Origin of the sequence: Pelomonas sp. Root1217 (assembly GCF_001425705.1) — a bacterium.
Taxonomy (GTDB): domain Bacteria; phylum Pseudomonadota; class Gammaproteobacteria; order Burkholderiales; family Burkholderiaceae_C; genus Pelomonas.
Window position 1 is genome coordinate 72844 of record NZ_LMDC01000001.1, and the last position, 16764, is coordinate 89607.

Consider the following 16764-nt stretch of genomic DNA (forward strand, 5'->3'; position numbering starts at 1 on the left):
GATGTAAAGCCCCCTCTCTACAATCGCCCCTCCTTGTCACAGACCTTTTCCAGGGAAGTCGCTGAATGAAAGCCGCCGAGATCCGCCAGACCTTTCTGAAGTTCTTCGAGTCGAAAGGCCACCAGATCGTCGCGTCCAGCCCCGTCGTCCCGGGCGACGACCCGACGCTGCTGTTCACGAATGCGGGCATGAACCAGTTCAAGGACGTGTTCCTGGGCTTTGACAAGCGCGCCTACACCCGTGCCACCACCAGCCAGAAGTGCATCCGCGCCGGCGGCAAGCACAACGACCTGGACAACGTCGGCTACACGGCGCGCCATCACACCTTCTTCGAGATGCTGGGCAACTTCAGCTTCGGCGACTACTTCAAGAAGGATGCGATCAGCTATGCGTGGGAGCTGCTGACCGTCAATTTCAAGCTGCCGGCCGACAAGCTCTGGGTCACCGTCTACGAAGACGACGACGAGGCCTACGACATCTGGAACAAGACGGTTGGCGTGCCCGCCGAGCGCATCGTGCGCATCGGCGACAACAAGGGCGCGCGTTACATGTCCGACAACTTCTGGATGATGGGCGACACGGGCCCCTGCGGCCCCTGCACCGAGATCTTCTACGACCACGGCCCCGACGTGGCTGGCGGCCCCCCGGGCTCGGCCGAGCAGGACGGCGACCGCTACATCGAGATCTGGAACAACGTCTTCATGCAGTTCAATCGGACTGAAGACGGCGTGATGCACGCGCTGCCCAAGCCGAGCGTGGACACCGGCATGGGCCTGGAGCGCCTGGCGGCCGTGCTGCAGCATGTGCACAGCAACTACGAGATCGACACCTTCGTGAACCTGCTCGCGGCGGCCAAGAAGGCTGTCGACGAAGCCGGTGGTGGCGACTGCGATGCGACGAGCCCGTCGCTGAAGGTCATTGCCGACCACATCCGCGCCTGCTCGTTCACCATCGTCGACGGCGTCATCCCCGGCAACGCCGGCCGCGGCTATGTGCTGCGCCGTATCGCGCGCCGCGCCATCCGCCACGGCTACAAGCTCGGCGCGCGCACGCCGTTCTTCCACAAGCTGGTGGCTGCGCTGAGCGCCGAGATGGGCGAGGCCTACCCCGAGCTGCGCCAGGCGCAGGCCCGCGTCACTGACGTGCTGAAGCAGGAGGAGGAGCGCTTCTTCCAGACCATCGCCACCGGCATGGAAATCCTCGAATCGGCGCTGGCCAAGGGTGGCAACGTCGATGGCGACACCGCCTTCAAACTGCACGACACCTACGGCTTCCCGGTCGACCTGACCGCCGACGTCTGCCGCGAGCGCGGCGTGACGGTGGACGAGGCTCGCTTCAATGAACTGCTGGACGAGCAGAAGAACCGCGCCCGCGCCGCTGGCAAGTTCAAGATGGCGCAAGGCCTGGCCTACAACGGCGCGCCGACCGAGTTCCACGGCTACGAGCACCTCGTCTGCGAGCACAGCAAGGTCACTGCGATCTACGTCGATGGCGCGCAGGTCAACGAGGCGCAAGCCGGTGACGACGCCGTCATCGTGCTCGACCACACGCCCTTCTATGCCGAGAGCGGCGGCCAGGTCGGCGACGCTGGCGAGCTGCGCAACGGCACGACGCGCGTCGTCGTCGCGGACACGATCAAGATCCAGGCCGACGTGTTCGGCCACCATGGCCAGGTCGTCGAAGGCACGGTCAAGGTGGGCGATGTGTTCGTTGCCCGCGTCGATGCCGAGCGCCGCGCCAAGACCGTACGCAACCACAGCGCCACCCACCTGATGCACAAGGCCTTGCGCGAGGTGCTGGGCGCGCACGTGCAGCAGAAGGGCTCGCTGGTGAACGCCGAGCGTACCCGCTTTGACTTCGCGCACAACGCGCCGATGACGGCCGAGGAGATTCGCGAGGTCGAGGCGCTTGTGAACGCCGAGATCCTGGGCAACGCCGGGGCCAACGCCCAGGTCATGGCGCTGGACGACGCGCAGAAGTCCGGCGCCATGATGCTGTTCGGCGAGAAGTACGGCGAGACGGTGCGGGTGCTGTCCATCGGCTCGTCCAAGGAACTCTGCGGCGGCACCCACGTGAAGGCGACGGGTGACATTGGCCTGTTCAAGATCGTGGCCGAGTCGGGCGTTGCGGCCGGCATCCGCCGTGTCGAAGCCGTCACCGGCGACAACGCGCTGGCCTATCTGCAGCAACTGGAGTCCACCGTGCAGGGCGCCGCGATGACGCTCAAGACCTCGCCGCACGAGCTGGGCGCCCGTCTGCATGCGGTGCTGGACCAGATCAAGGCGCTGGAGAAGGAGCTGACCGCCGCCAAGAGCAAGCTGGCCTCCGCGCAGGGTGACGAGCTGATGGCCCAGGCCGTCGACGTCAAGGGCCTGAAAGTGCTGGCTGCCAAGCTCGAGGGCGCCGACGCCAAGACGCTGCGCGAGACGATGGACAAGCTCAAGGACAAGCTCAAGACCGCGGCCATCGTGCTGGCGGCCGTGGACGGCGACAAGGTCCAGCTCGCGGCCGGCGTGACCGCCGACAGCATTGGCAAGGTCAAGGCGGGCGAGCTCGTCAACTTCGTCGCCCAGCAGGTCGGCGGCAAGGGCGGCGGCAAGCCTGACCTGGCCATGGCCGGCGGCACGCAGCCGGCCGGCGTGGCGGCGGCGCTGCAGAGCGTCGCGGCCTGGGTGGCCGAGCGCGTTTGATCGACGGTTCCACCCCGCACTGACCGAGGCCCGCGAATCGCGGGCCCTTTCTTTGGTGGGTGCGGCGGTCCGTGACCGACCATGCCGCAGATCGTGCATTTCGTCGGCCGGCGCTGGCATGCAGGGAGGGCGCCAACAACACTGCGCAGCCCTCCAACCCTCCTCATGCCTCAAGGGGGCGGTCCTGCTTCGTCGCTTCGAGCTGCGGGATCGGTGTGTCCCAACTGAATCAGCCGCCGAGATGAATCAAAGAATCTGCACGATCGCCCTGGCCGTTTGCGCCACCTCTTTCACCGCCCTCGCTGCCGATGCGCCGCAGACGCCCGCATCTGCAGCCAAGGCAGTGCCCACCTTCAGCCTGCAAGCCCGCCTCGAAGCCAGTCTGGGCGGCAAGGTGCCGGCCATGGGTGCCGTGTTGATACGTGGTGGACAGGTGACAGAGCTGGTGGTCGCAGGACTGCGCGCCCAGGGCGAGGCCGAACCGGTCCGGCGTGGCGACGTCTGGCATCTCGGCTCCAACGGCAAGGCCATGACGGCCACAATGGTCGCGCGCCTGGTGGAGCGCGGCCTGTTGTCGTGGGACACCCCGCTGAGTCAGTTGCTGCCCGAGCTGGCAGCCGACATGCAGGCCGCCTACCGTGACGTCACGCTGCGTGACCTGCTTGCACACCAGGCTGGCCTGCAAGCGGACATCGATGAATCCTGGGCGGCGGTCTTCTACAAGGACAAGCGCCCTTTGCATGAACAGCGCCTGGCCTTCGCCCGCATCGCGTTGGCGCAGCCACCCGCCTTTGCGCGCGGTACCGGCGACGGCTACTCGAACTCAGGCGTGGTGATCGCCGGCCTGGCCGCCGAGCGCGCCGCTGGCCTGCCCTACGAGACTCTGATGCAACGCGAGCTGTTTGAGCCGCTGGGCCTGCACAGCGCGGGGTTTGGCGCCACCCGGCGCGGCCAGCCCCTGGGGCACAAGGCTGGCGAACCTGTCGAAGGCGTCGAGGCGGACAACCCCGCCGTTATCGCGCCGGCTGGTGGCATCCATATGTCGCTGGAGGATTGGTCCAGATTCGCGATCGACCAGATGGCCGGCGAGCAAGGACGCGGCCAGTTGCTGAAAGCGCCGACCTACCGCCTGCTGCACCAGCCGGCGCGCGACGGTGGCAAGTTCGCTCTCGGTTGGCGGATGCAGGACAGCATGGCTGGCGTGAAGGGTCGCCACCTCGCCCACACCGGCAGCAATGGGGCTTGGTTCGCCCTGATCGTGCTGAAGCCGGACACAGAGGATGCCGTGCTGGTGACCAGCAATGCCAGCGAAGACGTCGAGGCCGACAAAGCCGTCCGCGCGGTGGCGGTTGGCGCCCTCAAGGCCATGGCGCCCTAAGCGCGCATCAACGGCAGCACGTCAAGCTCAAAAGGTTTCCCAGTCGCCTTCCTCGGCTGCCGGTGCGGGCGCCGGGGCCGGGCGAGGCGCGCTGACGGGCGCGGGCCTGGCGGCCGGCGAGGCAGGGCGGGATGCTGTTGCCTTGGGCGCAGGCGCTGCGGCCTTGGGAGCGGGCTTGGGCGCCGCTTTGGGTGCCAAGACGGGCGCGGGTGCCGGCCGCGGTGCCGAGACCCGATGCGACTCGCCACCAGCGACGCGGAAGACGGCGACCGCTTCGACCAGGCGCTGGGCTTGCTCCTTCAAGCTCTCGGCCGCCGCCGCCGATTCCTCGACGAGGGCCGCGTTCTGCTGCGTCATCTGATCGAGTTGCACGACCGAGGTGTTGACCGAATTGATGCCCTCGCTCTGCTCGGTGGCGGCCGAGCTGATCTCGCCGATGATGTCCTGCACGCGCTGCACGCTGGAGACGATCTCGCCCATCGTCGTGCCGGCCGTCTGCACCAGGCGGGCGCCGTTCTCGACGCGCTCGACGCTGTTGCCGATCAGGGCCTTGATCTGCTTGGCTGCCTCGGCGCTGCGGCCGGCCAGCGAACGCACTTCACCGGCCACGACCGCAAAGCCGCGGCCTTGCTCGCCGGCGCGGGCCGCTTCCACCGCCGCGTTCAACGCCAGGATGTTGGTCTGAAAGGCGATGCCGTCGATGGTGCCGATGATGTCGGCGATCTTCTTGCTGGCTGCATTGATCTCGTCCATCGTCGTGACGACCTGGCCGACCACCTCCCCGCCGCGCGTTGCGGCTGACACGGCCGACTGCACGAGTTGGTTGGCCGTGCGGGCCGAGTCGGCCGTCTGGCGCACCGTGCCGGTCAGCTCGCTCATCGACGACGCGGCGTTCTGCAGGTTGCTGGCCGTCTGCTCGGTACGCTGGCTCAGGTCGAGATTGCCGGTGGCGATCTCGGTGCTGGCCGTGCCGATGCTGTCGACCGAGTTGCGCACCGTGCCGATGGTGGTGGCCAGGCGCTGGCGCATGCCCTCGGTGTCCTGGATCAGTGAGCCGATCTCGTCATTGCGGCTGCTGCTGACCGACTGGGTCAGGTCGCCCTCGGCAATTGCGCCGACGGCCTTCTGCAGCGAGGCCAGCGGCTGGGCGACCCAACGGCGCATCATCCACATCAGGCCGAAGCCCAGGCCCACGGCGGTCAGTGCGAGGGCGCCCCAGAAGAACCACAACGTCGTGCGGCCGGCGGCCTGAGCCTCGCCGCGCGAGACCTGGGCGACGACCCAGTAGCCGGTCTTCTCGCTCTTGCGCGCCACGGCGAAGTTGTCGGTCTTGCCGTTGCCCAGCACATCGGGCACGTCGTCCAGTACTACTTCGTTGGTCGTTTGCTCGGCCAGCGTCTTCTCGAAGCCCGGCGCCACGCTGGACAGCAGCTTGCCCTTGGCCGTCGGGTGGGCGGCGAGCAGGGCCTTGGTCGGGTCCTTGGGCACCGCGACGATGTAGGTGCCGCCGTGCTCGAAGAACTTGGCGCTGCCGGCCATGCGGTCCATCGCCAGCTCGAAGGCGTCGAGGTCGAAGCCGACGAAGAGGATGCCGATGATCTTGCCGGCGTCGCTCTTGATGGGCTCGTAATAGGTCATGTAGGCGCGCCCGAACAGCAGCGCGCGGCCGGTGTAGGGCTTGCCGGCGGCGATGGATGCATAGGCGGGGCTTTGCTTGCCCAGCAGCGTGCCCATGGCGCGCTCGCCCTTCTCGTTCTTCAACGAGGTCGTGATGCGCTCGAAGTCGTCGCCCTTGGCCGCGAAGACCGTGGCCACGCCGCCGTTGACGGCTGCGAACTTGTCGACCTGGGTGAAGTTGCCGTTGAGCTTGGGGCCCCAGTCGCGCAGGTCGCCGGTGGCCTCGTCCAGCGTGAAGCTGGGGCCGAAGTCCTGGCGGAAGGAACCGAAGCTGCGCTGGATCTGCTTGGCGGCGACATCGTCCATCGCCTGCATCGCGTCGACCAGCGACGCGGCCTTGTCGCCGACCCAGGTCTGCACCTGGTCATTGGCGGAGCGCTTCAGCAGCGTGCCGACGATGAGGCTGACACCCAGCAGCACCACTGCGACGGCGGTTGCGCCGGTCAGAGACACCTGGCGGGCAATGGAGTTGTTGGGCTGACTCATGCGAATCTCCAGGGGCCAAAGCAAGCAAGGCTCCGCGCACCCCGCCTCGTTGCGGGGGCACGTGAACAGGAATCAGGGCAGGGCGGTCAAGCGGCGATGGCCGCATCCATCAGGCCCATCTCGGCACTGCTCATCAGGCCTTCGATGTCCATCAGGATCAACATGCGGTCGCCGACGGACCCGATGCCGGTGATGAAGCTGGTGTCCACCGACGCCGAGCTCAACTCGGGGGCCGGCTTGATCGCGTCGCGGCTCAGCTCCAGCACGTCGGAGACCGAGTCCACGACGGCGCCGACGACGCGGTTCTTCACGTTCAGCACGATGACGACCGTGAAGCTGTTGTACTCGGCGCTCGGGCAGTTCAGCTTCAGGCGCAGATCGACGATGGGCACGATGACGCCGCGCAGGTTGACGACGCCCTTGATGAAGTCCGGCGCATTGGCGATGCGGGTGGGCTGCTCGTAGGAACGGATCTCCTGAACTTTCAGGATGTCGATGCCGTATTCCTCGGAGCCCAGACGGAAGGTCAGGTACTCGCCGCTCTTGGGGCCGTGGGCCTTGGCGCTGAGAGCACCCGGTTGGCGCAGGGCAGGGACGTTGCTGGCTTCCATGCAGACCTCCTAGTTATGTGATGGTTCAGTGGCGCGAACGGCGCACGAGGCTGCCGACGTCCAGGATCAGCGCGACGCGGCCGTCGCCCATGATGGTGGCGCCGGATACGTCGTTGACCTTGCGGTAATTGGCTTCGAGGTTCTTGACGACGACCTGCTGCTGGCCGAGCAGTTCGTCCACCAGCAGCGCGACGCGGCCGCCTTCGGCCTCGACGACGACCATGATGGAGCTGACGTGCTCGAAGTCGAAGCGCGGCACGTCGAAGACTTTCTCAAGCTCGATGACCGGCATGTACTCGTCACGCACCTCGACGACGCGGCCGGAGCCGGCGACGGTCTTGATGGTGTCGGACTGCACCTGGAAGGATTCGACGACGGAGGACAGCGGCAGGATGTAGCACTCGTCACCGACGCCCACGCTCATGCCGTCCATGATGGCCAGCGTCAGCGGCAGGCGCACGGACACTTTCATGCCGTAGCCTTCCGCCGAGTCGATCTCGACGGTGCCGCCCAGCGACGTGATGTTCTTCTTCACGACGTCCATGCCGACACCGCGGCCGGACACGTCGGTGACCACGTCGGCCGTGGAGAAGCCGGGCGCGAAGATCAGGCTCCAGCACTCGGCGTCCGTCATCGTGTCCGGCGCGTCGATGCCCTTCTCACGCGCCTTCTTGATCAGCTTGTCGCGGTTCAGGCCGCGGCCGTCGTCGCGAACCTCGATGACGATGCTGCCGCCCTGGTGGGAAGCGACCAGCGTGATCGTGCCCTGCTCGGGCTTGCCGCGGGCGGTGCGGTCCTCCGGCATCTCGATGCCGTGGTCGCAACTGTTGCGCACCAGGTGGGTCAGCGGGTCGGTGATCTTCTCGACCAGGCTCTTGTCCAGTTCGGTGGCTTCACCCTGCGTGACCAGCTCGACCTTTTTGCCCAGCTTGGCCGCCAGGTCGCGCAGCATGCGCGGGAAGCGGTTGAAGACCGTCGACATCGGAATCATCCGGATCGACATGACCGATTCCTGCAGGTCGCGCGTGTTGCGCTCCAGGTCGGCCAGCCCCGAGGTCAGCTGCTGGTACATCGCCGGGTCGAGTTCGCGGCTGTTCTGGGCCAGCATGGCCTGGGTGATGACGAGCTCACCGACGAGGTTGATGAGCTGGTCGACCTTCTCGATCGACACGCGCAGCGTGGTCTGGTCCATGGCCGCCGGCTTGGCCTCGGCCTTGGCGACGGCGGTGGCCGGGCGGGACGGCACGATGGCGGCCGTGGGTGCGGACTCGGCGGCAGGGGCTGGCGCAGCGGCACTCTCGGGCACGCCGGGGGCATCATCGAAGAAACCGTAGCCGGGGTCGGCGGACGGTGCCTCGGCCGGTGGTGCGCCGGGCGCGCCGTCGTAGAAGCCGAAGCCGGGGCCGAGCGGGATCAGCTTGACCTGTTCGCGGGCGACGTGGAAGGTGAAGAGGTCCAGCAGGTCGTTGTCGGTCGAGCTGGTCAGCACCTTGAAGCGGCGCATGCCGTCGGAACTCTGGCCGGCGTCCAGCGGCTCGATGTTGCCCAGGTCGGTGATTTCCTTGAACAGCTCGACCAGGTTGTCGGCCAGGCTGAGGTCGGTCAGCGGGCCGACCTGCAGCTCCAGCAGTCGCGCGCCGGACTTGAGCGGTACGGCGGGCGCGGCGGCAGCGGGCGCGGGTGCCGCCTTGGGCGCCGGTGCGGCTGCCGCAGGTGCGGGCGCGCCACCGCCTTCAACAAAACTCTTGATGCTGACCAGCAGGTCGGTCGTGTCGAACACGTCGCCGCCGGAGCCCTGGTGGCGGGCAAGCTGGGTGCGCAGCGCGTCGCCGGACTGCAGCAGCACGTCCACCATGGCCGCGTTGGGCTGCAGTTCGTGGCGGCGCAGCTTGTCCAGCAGCGTCTCCATCTGGTGGGTCAGCTCAGCGACATCGCTGAAGCCGAAGGTTGCCGCGCCGCCCTTGATCGAGTGGGCGCAGCGGAAGATGGCGTTCAACTCCTCGTCGTCGGCCGCCTCGACGTTCACATTGAGCAGCAGCCGCTCCATGTTGTCGAGGTTCTCGCCGGCTTCCTCGAAGAAGACCTGGTAGAACTGGCTGAGGTCGATCCCAGCACTGATGCTGGCGCCTTCGGTGGTCATGTCGCCCATGGCTGGTGCTCCGGTGGACCGAATTTCAGCGAATGACCTTGCCGATCACTTCGATCAGCTTGGCCGGGTCAAAGGGCTTCACCAGCCAGCCGGTGGCGCCGGCAGCCCGACCCGCCTGCTTCATCGCATCGCTGGATTCGGTGGTCAGGATCAGGATGGGCGTGGTCTTGAACTTGGGGTTCTCGCGCAGCTTCTTGGTCAGGCTGATGCCATCCATGCGCGGCATGTTCTGGTCGGTCAGCACAAGGTCGAAGTCACGCTGCCCCGATTTCTCCCAGGCGTCCTGCCCGTCCACCGCTTCCACCACGTTGAAGCCGGCATTCTTGAGCGTGAAGGCCACCATCTGGCGCATCGAGGCCGAGTCGTCGACAGCGAGGATTGAGTGCATTTGAGTTTTCTCCGAGGGACTTGTTGCCGGGGGGGGCTGAGATTGGCGGGGGAGTCAGAAAAGTTCGATGGAGCCAGCGTCCATCTCGTCCTGGGTGACCGGGTTGGGCCGCAGCGGCGCGATCTCGACGACGGCCGCGCCGTCCTCGTCATCTGCGCCGAAGGTGTCGCGGGCCAATTGATCGGCGCAGTTGCGCAGGCGCTGGCTGGTGTGGGCGATGAGCTGGGTCGCCATGTCCTGGAACTGCAGCGCGGTGATGGCGCCGGCGATGTCCTGCATGATCTGCTTCAGGCCCTCGGAGGCGGGTGTGCCGTCGCTGCTGCTGAGCAGGGACATGACCTCGCCGGACGCGCTGTAGAAATGCGTGGACAGGGCTTCACCGGCGTCGTCGAGAAGGCGCTGCAGGCGCTCGAGGTCGTTCGTCACCGTCATCAGGTGATCCTGCAGTTCCGCGGCCGCCAGCAGCGGCATGGCGGCCACGGCTCCATCGAATTCGGCGGCGGTGGAAGGTTCTGTCTGCATCGTGTCTCCGCGAGGGGATGCTGCTTCTTGTCCCAGCCCTGTGGATACCCTCAGGGCGAATGCATCATGGCATGTTCACTCCTTTTTTGGCCCCTGTCGACCTGGAGATGTCACGAGAACGAGCCGTATTACCGCTCTGACCCGCGTCAAGTGTGGCGACGGGCCACCTGCCGCGAGCGGCGGCATACTGCGCCCCCATGACCATTTCTGCTGTGGAGCAGGCGCCCCGGGTCCTGCGTGTGCTGCATGTCGAGGATTCCGAACTCGACCATCAACTCATCCTTGCCCAGCTCGGCCGTGCAGGGCTCAAGGTCGAGATGCAAAGGCTGGACGCGCTGCCCGCGGTGCTGGCCGCGCTGGAGCGCCCCTGGGACGCCATCATCTCGGACTACAACCTGCCTGGCTACTCGGGCCTGGATGTGCTGGAGGCGGTGAAGGCACGCCAATTGCTGACGCCCTTCATCCTGGTTTCCGGCGAGATCGGCGAGGACACCGCCGTAGGCGCCATGCGCAATGGCGCCTCCGACTATCTGCTGAAGAACAACCTGAACCGGCTGGCGCCCGCCCTGCTGCATGCCATCGACGCCACCGAGAACGAGAAGGCCCGGGTGGCCGCCGATCACGAACTGGTCAAGTCGAAGCAGCGCCTGCACCAGCTGGCCGGCCACCTGCAGACCAGCGTCGAGCTGGAGCGGGCTGCCATCGCGCGGGAGATCCATGACGACGTCGGCGGGTCATTGACCGCCGTCAAGTTCGACCTCGCCTGGATCGACCGCCATGCCCAGGAGCCCGAGGTGCGCCAGCGCGTCGCCGCGGCATTGGAAACCGTGAATGCTGCCATCGAGGCCAGCCAGCGCATCATGCACAACCTGCGTCCGGCTATCCTGGAGCAGGGCCTGGTCGCCGCCCTGCAGTGGATGACAGCCCGCTTCGAGCGCCGCACCGGCATCGAGGCCGGCCTGCGCATCGGCGAGGAGCGGCTGGAGCTGCCATCCGGCGTGCCGCTGGTGGCCTACCGCACGGCGCAGGAGGCGCTGACCAATGTATCCAAGCATGCGCTGGCGACCCGGGTCGACATCGAGCTCAGCCAGGACTCCGGCGTGCTGACGCTGGAGATCCGCGACAACGGGCGCGGCATGGGGCGGGGCGACCTCGCCAAGGAGCGGTCCTTCGGCATCCGTGGCCTGCACGAGCGCGCCGCGACGGTGGGCGGCTGGGTCGACCTGTCCAGCCCGCCGGGCGGCGGCACCAGCCTGATCCTGACCGTGCCGCTGGCCCAGGACGCCATCGACGCACTGGACGACTCGACCGACTTCGGCAAGGATGACCCCAACTCAATCTGGGGACGCGTGTGATCAAGGTCATCCTCTGCGACGACCACGGCCTGATCCGTCGCGGCATCCGCGACACGCTGGCCGATGCCCAGGACATCGAGGTCATCGGCGAAGCCGGCGACTACACCGAGCTGCGTGGCCTGCTGCACACGCTGGGCAAGGACAACCCCTGCGACGTGCTGGTGCTGGACATCAACATGCCCGGCCGCTCCGGCCTGGACGTGCTGCATGTGCTCAAGGACGAGGGCAACCCGGTGCGCACGCTGATCGTGTCCATGTATCCCGAGGACCAGTACGCCATCCGTGCACTCAAGGCCGGCGCCTATGGCTATGTCAACAAGGGCGGCGACCCCGCCACGCTGGTGCAGGCGGTGCGCACAGTGGCCCAGGGCCGCAAATATGTAACGCCCGAGATCGCGCAGATGCTGGTCGAAAGCCTGACCGCGCCCGTCACCGAGCAGGCCCACCACAAGCTCTCCGACCGCGAGCTGCAGACCCTGGTCATGATCGCCTCGGGCAAGCGCCTGTCCGACATCGCCGAGGAGCTGATGCTCAGCCCCAAGACCGTCAGCGTCTACCGGGCGCGCATGCTGGAGAAGCTCGGCCTGAGCAACAACTCCGAGTTGACGGTCTATGCCATCCGCAACGGACTCGTCGCCAGCTGAATGACGCCGGGCTGGCGGCCGGGGTGAAACCGGCGCGCCAGGACTGACGGCCGCCGTTCATCGCCTCTGGCTGTCGATTCGCCACCGCCAGCCGCCGTCCATCGATTGATGACATGCTGTGGCAGCAGCCGCTGCACAATGCGCCCCGGTTCCAAATGGGTGGTCGAAAGACCGGTGCTGCTGCGGGCCTGAGGGTCCGCCCAAGCCAACTGTTCAAGGGGGCGTGTCATCGATACCGGATTGCTGAAGGAATTGCGCATTGACGGTGCGCATCGCGAGGACCACGGCGGCGGTGGGCCGCCGAAATGGGTCTGGGGTCTGGGGGCTGCGCTCGCCGTGCTGGCCCTGGCGGGCGGGGCGGCCTGGTGGTACTGGGCGGGCAACAAGCCCGTCCCCGTGCAGACGGCCACCGTGCGCGCCAACGGCCAAGGCGCCAGTGCTGACACGGTCCTGCAGGCGACGGGTTATGTGACAGCGCGCCGGATGGCGACCGTCTCGGCCCAGATGACCGGCACGTTGACTGAGGTGCTCATCGACGAGGGCTTCAAGGTCAAGAAGGGGCAGGTCCTGGCCCGGCTCGATGACACCGGCTTGAAGGCGGGCCTCGCCGCGGCCGAGGCGCAGATCCGCACGGCCGAAGCCAATCTCGGCCAGGTGCGCGCCCAGCTTGCCCAGGCCCAGGCCGACGAGCGGCGGCAGGTCGAGCTGAACGCCAGCGGCATGACTACGCGCCAGTCGCGCGAGCAGGCGGCCACGGCGGTGAAGACGGTGAGCGCCCAGTTGGAGGCCTCGCAGCGCCAGGTGGAAGCTGCCCAGGCCCAGGCCCGCCAGGCGAAGGTCAATTTCGACTACGCCACCGTGAGGGCACCGTTCGACGGCGTCGTCACGGCGCGCGCGGCCCAGGTCGGCGAGATCATCTCGCCGCTGTCGGCCGGCGGTGGTTTCACCCGTACCGGCGTGGGCACCATCGTCGACATGGACTCGCTGGAAGTGAACGTGGACGTCAACGAGGCCTATATTGCCCAGGTCAAGCCCGACATGCCCTGCGAGGCCGTGCTCGACGCCTACCCGGACTGGAAGATCCCGGCCCATGTCGTCGCCGTCATCCCGAGCGCTGATCGTGGCAAGGCCACCGTCAAGGTGCGCGTGGCACTGGAAAAGAAGGACGAACGCCTGGTGCCCGACATGGGCGTGCGCGTGAGTTTCCTGGCGGCCAAGCCCAGGACCGAAGCCAAACCGGTACCCGGCGTGCTGCTGCCGCCGGAAGCCCTGGTGCAGCGCGACGGCGGCGACGCCGTGTTCGTCGCCCAGGATGATCGCGCGGAGCAGCGCGCCGTGAAGCTGGGCGCCGACGTGGGCAAGTTCAAGCTGGTCACCAGTGGGTTGAAGGCGGGTGAGACGGTCGTGCTGTCGCCGCCCACCGAGCTGAAGCAGGGTTCCAACATCGTGAAGAAGGACTGAAGAGATGAGCGCACTGATCGAGATCCGTGACCTGTCCAAGGTCTACACCCGTGGCAAGCAGAAGGTGGAGGTGCTCCACCACATCGAACTGGATGTGCAGCAGGGCGACTTCCTTGCCTTGATGGGCCCCTCGGGTTCCGGCAAGACGACGCTGCTCAACCTCATCGGCGGCCTGGACACGCCCAGCGGCGGCGCCATCAGCGTTGGCGGCGAGCGCATCGACAAGCTCTCTGGCGCGGCCCTGGCCAAGTGGCGGGCTTCGCGCGTCGGCTTCGTCTTCCAGTTCTACAACCTGATGCCCACGCTGTCGGCGCAGAAGAACGTCGAGCTGCCGCTGCTGCTGACCAAGCTGTCGGCGGGTGAGCGCAAGAAGCGCGCGGCGATTGCGCTGCAGCTCGTCGGCCTGGCCGACCGCGCCTCGCACAAGCCGACCGAGCTGTCGGGCGGCCAGCAGCAGCGCGTGTCCATCGCGCGGGCCATCGTGTCGGACCCGACGCTGCTGGTCTGCGACGAACCCACCGGCGACCTGGACCGCCAGTCCGCCGAAGATGTGCTGACGCTGCTGCAGGCCCTCAACCGCGAGCATGGCAAGACCATCGTCATGGTCACCCACGACCCACGCGCCGCCGCCAGAGCGAGCCACACGCTGCACCTCGACAAGGGGACTTTGGTCACCGAGGCTGACACGGCCGCGGCCTGAAGGGAACAAGCATGAAGCCCCCACGCAAACTTCATTTGCTGCCCCCCGAGGGGGCGCCCAGCCTCCTTGAGGCGGCTCTGCGGAGACTGGCATGAAATACCTCCACCTGATCTGGGCGGCGCTGTTCCGGCGCAAGGGGCGCACCTTCCTGACCCTGGTGTCAATCATCACGGCCTTCCTGCTGTTCGGCCTGCTGGACGCAGTCCGTGTCGGCTTCGACCAGGCCGGTAAAAGCGCCAATGGCGCCCAACGGTTGCAGACCGGCTCCAAGCTCAGCTTCATCCAGTTGCTGCCGATGTCACTGCAGGGCCGCATCTCGCAGATCGACGGCGTCAAGGACGTGGCCTTCGCCAACTGGTTCGGCGGCGCGTACCAGAAGCCCGAGAACCAGGTGTTCAGCTTCGCCGTTTCGCCCAACTACCTGGACATCTATCCGGAGATGGAAGTCTCGGCCGAGCACCGCAAGGCCTTCGCCGAGACCAAGGACGGCGCCATCGTCGGCGAGGGCCTGGCGCGCAAGTTCGGCTGGAAGGTTGGCGACCAGGTGCCGATGCAGTCCACCATCTTCCCTGACCGCAACGGCAGCCAGAACTGGCCGTTCAAGATCGTCGGGCTCATCCATGTGACCGACAAGAAATCCGGCGCCTGGTACGACCAGATGTTCCTGCTGAACTGGAAGTATTTCGACGACACCACGCCCTGGAACCAGGGCCAGGTGGGCTGGTACGTGACGCGGGTCAAGGACGTCAACCAGGCCGACCGCGTGCTCAAGGCCATCGACGAGATCTCGGCCAACTCCGACCACGAGACGCGCACCCAGACCGAGGCGGCCGCCATGTCCAGCTGGATGAAGCAGGTGGCCGACATCAACCTCATCGTCACGTCCATCATGGGCGCCGTCTTCTTCACGCTGCTGCTGCTGGCCGGCAACACCATGATGCAGGCCGTGCGTGAGCGCACCGGCGAGATCGCGGTGCTGAAGACGCTGGGCTTCTCGGGCGAGAGCGTGCTCTCGATGGTGCTGGCGGAGTCCGTGCTGCTGCTGCTGATCGGCGGTGCGGTCGGCCTGGGCCTGGCCAGCGTCATCGGCCCCATCGTCAGCAAGGGCAGCGGTGGCGCACTCAACCTGCCGGCCGCGGGCTTGGACAGCTGGCTGATCGGCGTGGGCCTGGCCCTGGTGTTCGGTCTGGTCGTCGGCGCGCTGCCGGCATTGCGCGCCATGCGCGTGAACATCACCGATGCACTGGCCGGGAGGGCATGAGCATGAAATTCCTGAAGAACTTCGGTCTCATCCTCCTCACCGTCCTGATGCTGGCCGCGTGGATCCTCATGCCTTGGTATGGCGCTCTCGCGCTGGCGGCACTGCTGGCGCTGTGGATGCTGCTGTTCCGCAGCGGCGCACAGGCCCGCTCGGTCACCGCGGTGGGCATCAGCACGCTGACGCAGCGGCTCGGTTCCTCGGCCGTCATCGTCGTCGGCATCGCCGGCGTGGTGGGCGTGCTCGTGTCGCTGCTTGCCATGGCCGAGGGCTATGCGCAGACGCTGCGCAACTCGGGCAGCCTGGACACCGCCATCGTCATGCGCGGCGCCTCGGCCAACGAGGTGTCGTCGTCGCTGACGCGGGAGGACGTCGTGCAGATCGGTCAGGCGCCGGGGGTGTCCCGCAACGCCAAGGGTGAGCCCATCCTGTCGGCCGAAACCGTCGTGGCGGCCAACCTGCCGGTCAAGGGCGGCAAGACTGGCGACCAGGGCAGCGCCCAGGTGCGCGGCGTCAGCGAAGCCGCTTTCACGGTGCGGCCCAATGTCAAGATTGTCGAGGGCAAGGTCTTCCAACCGGGCCTGCGGGAATTGGTTGTCGGCAAGGGCGCGGTGCGGCAGTTCGACGGGCTCACGGTGGGCGCCACGTTGAAGCTCGGCAACCAGCCCTGGACCGTCGTCGGCATCTTTGCCTCGGGCGACGCGATGGAATCTGAGTTGTGGGGCGACGCGACGATGGTCAACGACGCCTACCGCCGAGGCAACGGTGCCAACTCGGCCACGGTGAAGCTGGACAGCCCGGCGGCGATCAAGGCGTTCAGCGAATCGCTCGAGAACAACCCGCAGCTCAAGGTCAAGGCCACCACGACGGTGGAGTTCTTCGCCAAGCAGAGCGAGCAAATGACCAAGATCCTGCGCATCATCGGCATCGTGGTCGGCTCCATCATGGCCGTGGGTGCGGTGTTTGGCGCGCTGAACACCATGTTCGCCGCCGTGGCCGCACGGGCCCGCGAGATCGCCACGTTGCGCGCCATCGGCTTTCGTGGCCTGCCGGTCGTTGTCGCCGTGATGCTGGAGACAACGCTGCTGGCTTTGATCGGCGGCCTCATCGGTGGCGGCATCGCCTGGCTGATCTTCAACGGCTATGAGGCCTCCACGATGGCGGCCGGCTCGGTCGGCAAGCTCAGCTTCAACCTGGCCGTGTCGCCTGGCCTGCTGTGGGAGGGCATCAAGTGGGCGCTGGCCATCGGCTTCGTCGGCGGCCTGTTCCCAGCGGTGCGGGCGGCTTCCCTGCCGGTGACGACGGCCTTGCGGGAAGCCTGAGTCCGCGCGCAAGAGGCGGGGGCGGGCGCTTCGGACTTCCGGAAGCCCAAGGCACTGCCACCGTCCAACAGTGCCTTTTTTTCACAGCCTGTCCGCCGCAGACGGGTTTCCCAACCGAATTGC

13 protein-coding genes are annotated in these 16764 nt (G+C 67.0%); 8 read left to right on the forward strand and 5 right to left on the reverse strand.

Annotated elements, in window-relative coordinates:
- Nucleotides 1–65 precede the first annotated feature (65 nt).
- The gene (gene alaS, locus ASC95_RS00330) at nucleotides 66–2690 is read left to right on the forward strand and encodes an alanine--tRNA ligase (RefSeq protein ID WP_057295826.1); all 2625 of its coding nucleotides are present in this window, start codon (nucleotides 66–68) and stop codon (nucleotides 2688–2690) included.
- 241 nt (nucleotides 2691–2931) lie between these two features.
- On the forward strand, nucleotides 2932–4068 hold the full coding sequence (locus ASC95_RS00335; protein WP_057295827.1) for a serine hydrolase: 1137 nt from the start codon (nucleotides 2932–2934) through the stop codon (nucleotides 4066–4068).
- 27 nt (nucleotides 4069–4095) lie between these two features.
- On the opposite strand, the gene ASC95_RS00340 is transcribed toward ASC95_RS00335, so the two are convergent.
- The 5 genes from ASC95_RS00340 to ASC95_RS00360 form a co-directional block, all read right to left on the reverse strand.
- Entirely contained in the window at nucleotides 4096–6231 is a 2136-nt protein-coding gene (locus ASC95_RS00340) for a methyl-accepting chemotaxis protein (RefSeq protein WP_082567378.1), read from the reverse strand.
- An 86-nt stretch (nucleotides 6232–6317) separates the two neighbouring features.
- A complete protein-coding gene (locus tag ASC95_RS00345; protein WP_057295828.1) occupies nucleotides 6318–6842 on the reverse strand; it encodes a chemotaxis protein CheW in 525 nt (174 codons plus the stop codon).
- 25 nt (nucleotides 6843–6867) lie between these two features.
- Nucleotides 6868–8991, reverse strand: a complete 2124-nt coding sequence (locus ASC95_RS00350) for a chemotaxis protein CheA (RefSeq protein WP_057295829.1) — start codon at nucleotides 8989–8991, stop codon at nucleotides 6868–6870.
- Between the two features lie 25 nt (nucleotides 8992–9016).
- Nucleotides 9017–9379, reverse strand: a complete 363-nt coding sequence (locus ASC95_RS00355) for a response regulator (protein WP_056199337.1) — start codon at nucleotides 9377–9379, stop codon at nucleotides 9017–9019.
- 54 nt (nucleotides 9380–9433) lie between these two features.
- Nucleotides 9434–9901 carry a hypothetical protein gene (locus ASC95_RS00360; protein ID WP_057295830.1) on the reverse strand — a complete coding sequence of 156 codons (468 nt, stop codon included), beginning with the start codon at nucleotides 9899–9901 and terminating at the stop codon, nucleotides 9434–9436.
- A gap of 197 nt (nucleotides 9902–10098) precedes the next feature.
- Between ASC95_RS00360 and ASC95_RS00365 the strand changes: the two genes are divergently transcribed.
- The 6 genes from ASC95_RS00365 to ASC95_RS00390 all read left to right on the forward strand — a co-directional run bounded on the left by ASC95_RS00365 (nucleotide 10099) and on the right by ASC95_RS00390 (nucleotide 16641).
- Nucleotides 10099–11256 carry a histidine kinase gene (locus tag ASC95_RS00365; RefSeq protein ID WP_057295831.1) on the forward strand — a complete coding sequence of 386 codons (1158 nt, stop codon included), beginning with the start codon at nucleotides 10099–10101 and terminating at the stop codon, nucleotides 11254–11256.
- Nucleotides 11253–11900 carry a response regulator transcription factor gene (locus ASC95_RS00370; RefSeq protein WP_056199324.1) on the forward strand — a complete coding sequence of 216 codons (648 nt, stop codon included), beginning with the start codon at nucleotides 11253–11255 and terminating at the stop codon, nucleotides 11898–11900. The genes ASC95_RS00365 and ASC95_RS00370 overlap by 4 nt, the downstream gene beginning before the upstream one ends.
- A 240-nt stretch (nucleotides 11901–12140) precedes the next feature.
- Nucleotides 12141–13361, forward strand: coding sequence for an efflux RND transporter periplasmic adaptor subunit (locus ASC95_RS00375; RefSeq protein WP_200960052.1), 1221 nt, complete (start codon nucleotides 12141–12143; stop codon nucleotides 13359–13361).
- A gap of 4 nt (nucleotides 13362–13365) precedes the next feature.
- Complete coding sequence (locus tag ASC95_RS00380; protein ID WP_057295833.1) at nucleotides 13366–14061, forward strand: ABC transporter ATP-binding protein; 696 nt, start codon at nucleotides 13366–13368, stop codon at nucleotides 14059–14061.
- Nucleotides 14062–14152: 91 nt separating this feature from the next.
- Entirely contained in the window at nucleotides 14153–15322 is a 1170-nt protein-coding gene (locus tag ASC95_RS00385; RefSeq protein WP_057295834.1) for an ABC transporter permease, read from the forward strand.
- 2 nt (nucleotides 15323–15324) lie between these two features.
- Complete coding sequence (locus tag ASC95_RS00390; protein ID WP_057295835.1) at nucleotides 15325–16641, forward strand: ABC transporter permease; 1317 nt, start codon at nucleotides 15325–15327, stop codon at nucleotides 16639–16641.
- Nucleotides 16642–16764 lie beyond the last annotated feature (123 nt).

Excerpts from the sequence above, each read along its gene's own strand:
- ASC95_RS00340 (WP_082567378.1), bottom strand. The coding sequence starts at position 6,231 with ATGAGTCAGCCCAACAACTCCATTGCCCGCCAGGTGTCTCTGACCGGC.
- ASC95_RS00335 (WP_057295827.1), top strand. The coding sequence starts at position 2,932 with ATGAATCAAAGAATCTGCACGATCGCCCTGGCCGTTTGCGCCACCTCT.
- ASC95_RS00345 (WP_057295828.1), bottom strand. The coding sequence starts at position 6,842 with ATGGAAGCCAGCAACGTCCCTGCCCTGCGCCAACCGGGTGCTCTCAGC.
- ASC95_RS00380 (WP_057295833.1), top strand. The coding sequence starts at position 13,366 with ATGAGCGCACTGATCGAGATCCGTGACCTGTCCAAGGTCTACACCCGT.
- ASC95_RS00365 (WP_057295831.1), top strand. The coding sequence starts at position 10,099 with ATGACCATTTCTGCTGTGGAGCAGGCGCCCCGGGTCCTGCGTGTGCTG.
- ASC95_RS00390 (WP_057295835.1), top strand. The coding sequence starts at position 15,325 with ATGAAATTCCTGAAGAACTTCGGTCTCATCCTCCTCACCGTCCTGATG.
- ASC95_RS00350 (WP_057295829.1), bottom strand. The coding sequence starts at position 8,991 with ATGGGCGACATGACCACCGAAGGCGCCAGCATCAGTGCTGGGATCGAC.
- alaS (WP_057295826.1), top strand. The coding sequence starts at position 66 with ATGAAAGCCGCCGAGATCCGCCAGACCTTTCTGAAGTTCTTCGAGTCG.
- ASC95_RS00360 (WP_057295830.1), bottom strand. The coding sequence starts at position 9,901 with ATGCAGACAGAACCTTCCACCGCCGCCGAATTCGATGGAGCCGTGGCC.
- ASC95_RS00385 (WP_057295834.1), top strand. The coding sequence starts at position 14,153 with ATGAAATACCTCCACCTGATCTGGGCGGCGCTGTTCCGGCGCAAGGGG.
- ASC95_RS00355 (WP_056199337.1), bottom strand. The coding sequence starts at position 9,379 with ATGCACTCAATCCTCGCTGTCGACGACTCGGCCTCGATGCGCCAGATG.